5 protein-coding genes are annotated in these 4,075 nt (G+C 69.5%); 2 read left to right on the top strand and 3 right to left on the bottom strand.

Features of this window, described 5'->3' with window-relative positions; genetic code table 11:
* The coding region (locus JHC99_RS17845; RefSeq protein ID WP_292156018.1) for a DUF4893 domain-containing protein at window positions 1-355 on the top strand (355 nt) is incomplete at its 5' end.
* Window positions 356-365: 10 nt separating this feature from the next.
* Entirely contained in the window at window positions 366-1,574 is a 1,209-nt protein-coding gene (locus JHC99_RS17840) for an NAD(P)/FAD-dependent oxidoreductase (RefSeq protein ID WP_292156017.1), read from the top strand.
* On the opposite strand, the gene JHC99_RS17835 is transcribed toward JHC99_RS17840, so the two are convergent.
* The 3 genes from JHC99_RS17835 to JHC99_RS17825 form a co-directional block, all read right to left on the bottom strand.
* Window positions 1,571-1,711 carry an entericidin EcnA/B family protein gene (locus tag JHC99_RS17835; protein WP_271145502.1) on the bottom strand — a complete coding sequence of 47 codons (141 nt, stop codon included), beginning with the start codon at window positions 1,709-1,711 and terminating at the stop codon, window positions 1,571-1,573. The two genes, JHC99_RS17840 and JHC99_RS17835, sit on opposite strands and share 4 nt — an antisense overlap.
* Before the next feature lie 53 nt (window positions 1,712-1,764).
* On the bottom strand, window positions 1,765-3,456 hold the full coding sequence (locus JHC99_RS17830; protein WP_292156016.1) for a sensor histidine kinase: 1,692 nt from the start codon (window positions 3,454-3,456) through the stop codon (window positions 1,765-1,767).
* A 101-nt stretch (window positions 3,457-3,557) separates the two neighbouring features.
* Window positions 3,558-4,075: sigma-70 family RNA polymerase sigma factor (locus tag JHC99_RS17825; RefSeq protein WP_292156015.1), on the bottom strand; the 518-nt coding region annotated here is incomplete at its 5' end.

Raw genomic sequence — 4,075 nt, 5'->3', positions numbered from 1 at the left:
TCGCTGCCGCACGGTCAAGCTGGGGTCGCAAGGGGGGCCGGAAGGGCTGGGCTATGTCGTCTACGGCTGGTTCGCCTGCCGGATCGACCAGACGCCACGCGGGCTGAAGTTCACAAAGGTCACCGGGTCCCAGCGTCCCTCCGGCCTGCTGTTCCCCGAGGACGGCGGTCACATGGTCATGCTGGGCTCGATGTCCCTGGCGTCCGAACCCGCCGCCAACTCCTACGGCCAGCGTCCGGAACGCGATCTGGTCGCCGTGCTGGAGCGGATCGGCCCGGCGCGCTGGCGGCTGGTCATCCCCTGGCCCGAGAACGAATCCAACCTAGACCTGATCGAGCTGATCCCGGCCTCATGAGACCGGGCTCGTGAGGGCGTCGGAAACAGGTCCGCGTTCGGTAGCGGTCGTCGGTGCGGGCCCGACCGGTCTCGCCACCGCCCTGATCCTGGCGCGGCAGGGCCGCCGGGTCGTGGTCCACGAACGGTTCGATCAGGCGAAACCGGTCGGTGCCGGCTTCATGCTCCAGCCGACCGGCCTGCACGTGCTGGACCGGCTGGGCCTGACGGAACAGGTCGAGGCCCTGGGCCAGCCGCTGATCCACGTCATCGGGCGGGAGGCGCGGCGCGGCCGGGTCGTGCTGGACGTGCGCCTCGACGACCTCAAAGCCCCCCGGCCCGCGCTGGGCGTCCACCGCTCGGCCATATTCCATGTTCTGCATCAGGCCTGCATCGCCGAGGATGTCGAATTCCAGACGGGGTATCAGGCCGCGTCTGCCTCCGCCGGTCGGCTGACCGACAGCGCCGGTCGGACCGGTCCCGCTTTCGACCTGATCGTCGATGCCTCCGGGGCCCGGTCTCCGATCGCACAGGCCCACGGGGCCCGCCGAATGGATCTGGCCTGGGGCGCCCTGTGGGGCACGGTCGCCTGGCCGGGTGCGCCCTTCGACGAAGGGGCCCTGCAACAGGTCTATCGCGGGGCCTCGAAGATGATCGGCGTCCTGCCCTGCGGTGCCCGGCCTGATGCGCCAGATCGGCTCGCCACCTTCTTCTGGAGCCTGAAGCACGCCGACCACGACACCTGGCTCGGTGCCGGTCTCGATGTCTGGAAGGCGGAGGTGCTGTCGCTCTGGCCGCAGGTCGCGCCGATCCTGGACGAGATCACCGATCCCGACATGCTGACCCTGGCCCGCTACGGGCATCACACCCTGGCCCGGCCGGTCGCCGACCGCCTGGCCATCGTAGGCGACGCCGCCCATTCGACCAGTCCGCAACTGGGTCAGGGCGTCAACATGGGCCTGCTGGACGCCATGGCGCTGGGCGATGCGCTGGACAGCCATGCCGATCTTGACGGGGCCCTGACGGCCTACAGCCGGACGCGCCGATGGCACATCCGGCTGTACCAGGCGCTGAGCCTGGGTTTCACGCCCTTCTATCAGGCCGACGGAGGGCTGCTGCCCTGGGTGCGCGATCACATTCTGGGCAAGGCGGCGCGGATGCCGTTTGCGCCACGGCTGCTGGCCGCGACGGTCTCAGGCCTTCTGCTCGATCCGCGCCATAAGGGGAATAACCCGGCCTAGTTGCCCTTGGCTTCGTTGGCGGCACCGGTCACGGCCTGACCGGCTGCGGTGGTGTCCTCGCCTACGCCGGCGACGGTGTTGCAGGCGGCGGTGGTCAGGGCGGCGGCGGCGGCGAACAGGACGAACAGCTTGCGCATGGCGAATACTCTTGAGAACTGGCGACGAAGAGGAGCCCGTCGCATCTGGCCGATCAACGCCGCGCGCGACGCTCCGTTCCGACCACATCGCCGGGATCGGTCGGGGTGACGGCCTCGGGGGTTGCAAAGGTCATCCGCGCGATGGTGCCGCCGTTCGGCGCGCGCAGGGTCTCGGCCTCGCCCCTCAGCTGTTTGGCGAAGGCCCCCATCAGGGTGCGCCCGACCCCGCCCTTGACGGCCTCCTCGTCGGGGCCGGGGCCGTCGTCCTGGACCTCGAGCACACTGGTCGCGCCATCGACCTTGAACCGCACCTGCAGATCGCCGCCCCGCCCGGCAAAGGCGTGCTTCTGGGCGTTGGTCACCGCCTCGACCAGCCACAGGGCCAGGGGGGCCAGCTTGTCGGGATCGACGACCAGGCTGTCGGCCTGGATCGAGCTCGACACCACCGGGCCGCGCCCGGCGTCCGAGGCGACCAGCTGTCCCACCAGTTCGGTCAGGAACTCGCGCGCATCGGCATGGCGGATGTTGTCCGACTGGTAGAGCGTCCGATAGATCAGGGCGAGCGCCGAAATCCGCTGGCGCGTGTCGCCCAGCGCCGCCTTGGCCGGCCCGTCCGTCAGGGCCCGTTGCTGCATCGACAGCAGGGACGAGATGATCTGCAGATTGTTCTTCACCCGGTGATGGATCTCGCGCATCAGCGCGTCCTTCTCGCCCAGGCTTTCGTTCAGCATGGCGTCGCGGCTGGTGATGTTCTCGGCCAGTTCGTCGAGCGTCTGGGCCAGCAGCCGGATCTCGGACGGCGCGTGGGCCGCCTGCACGGGACGCACCGAGAACCGGCCCCGCGCATAGATGGCCGCGATCCGCTCCAGATAGTCGAGCCATCGCACCACGATCCGCTCGGACACCAGCATGACCGCCGCGAACGCGGTCAGCCATGCCCCCAGGGGCAGCAGCAACGACCCGATCGGATTCAGCCGCGCCCACGACAGCAGCCCCGGCGCCGGTGCCGAGATCAGCACGTAGACGTCGCGCCCGGCCAGGGCGGCCCCGGCGTAGACCCTGTGCATGCCGCGAACGTCATCCGCCTCGAACAATCCCGATCCGCTCTCGCGCGCGCGCTCCACCCAGCCGGCCAGGGGCTCGTCGCCCTTCAATGAAAAGGCCTGTGGGTCGGTCGCGACCAGCATATTGCCCTGGGCATCGGTCAGGGCGGCCTGCGCGCCCGCCGGCAGAGCCCGGTCGGTAATGTCGGGCTGCAGGCTTTCAAGCGGCAGCAGGGCCGTCATGACGCCGTCGAACTGACCGCCCTGCCGCTCGATTCGCACGGCCGCGATCAGGCTGGGCTCTTCACCTGCAGACACCGTGGACCGCACCGCGACGGTGTGTTCGCCGGCGAGCGCGCGTTGAAACCACGTCCGCGACCGGACGGCATCGGCGGTGGCATCGGGTGCGAATGCGCGCGACGTGCAGACCGGCTCTCCGGCCGCAGACACCCGGAACAGGGCTTCATAGCCGTTCAGACGATCGACGAGCGCCGCCATGCGCGCCCCGCAATCAGGGCCACCCGCTTCGGCCCCAAGCGCCTCCAGCAGCACGAAGGTACTGTCCAGCCGGGCCTTGGTCGTCTCGGCCGTGCGATCGGCGGCGAGCTGAAGGTCGCCCCGACGATCGGCATCCTGGCGGCGAAAATCGGCCTGGGCCTGGACGGCACCGAGCAGGACGATCGGCAACAGCGCCAGAGCCATGGCAAAGCCCAGCCTGAAGCGAATGCCCTGAAAACGTGTCGATCGGGGTCGGAGACCGCGACCGAGGCCGCGTCCCCAGGTCCGGGCCAGCCTGACCACCTTCAGCCTTGCCTGGCGCCGCTCAGACGGTCCGCATCGGCCAGGATGGAGCGCATGGCGTCACCCGCCGCACGGCCGTCCCGGGCATATCCGCCGCGCTCCAGCGTCGCCAGAAGCGCGCGCCGGGCCCGGCTGACGCGGCTCTTCACCGTGCCCACCGCGCACTGACAGATCTCGGCCGCCTCTTCATAGGCAAACCCGCCGGCACCGACCAGGATCAGGGCTTCGCGCTGTTCCTCGGGCAGGGTGTTCAGGGCCATGCGCAGTTCATCCAACGCGACCGGCGCTTCGGGATCATCGACCGCCACCAGGGTGCGTTCGGCCGCTTCCTGGTCCAGTTGCGACTGACGCCAGGACCGGCGCTTCTCCGAATAGAACTGGTTGCGCAAGATCATGAAGGTCCAGGCCTTCATGTTCGTGCCCATCTGATAGCTGGCCCGGGCGTCCCAGGCCTTCATCATCGCATCCTGGGCCAGATCGTCCGCCGCGGTCGGATCGCCGGTCAGGGTGCGGGCAAAGG

Origin of the sequence: Brevundimonas sp., assembly GCF_016463485.1 — a bacterium.
Classification (GTDB): domain Bacteria; phylum Pseudomonadota; class Alphaproteobacteria; order Caulobacterales; family Caulobacteraceae; genus Brevundimonas.
Note: the sequence above shows the minus strand (reverse complement) of the source record. Positions and strands in the feature narration are given on the sequence as shown.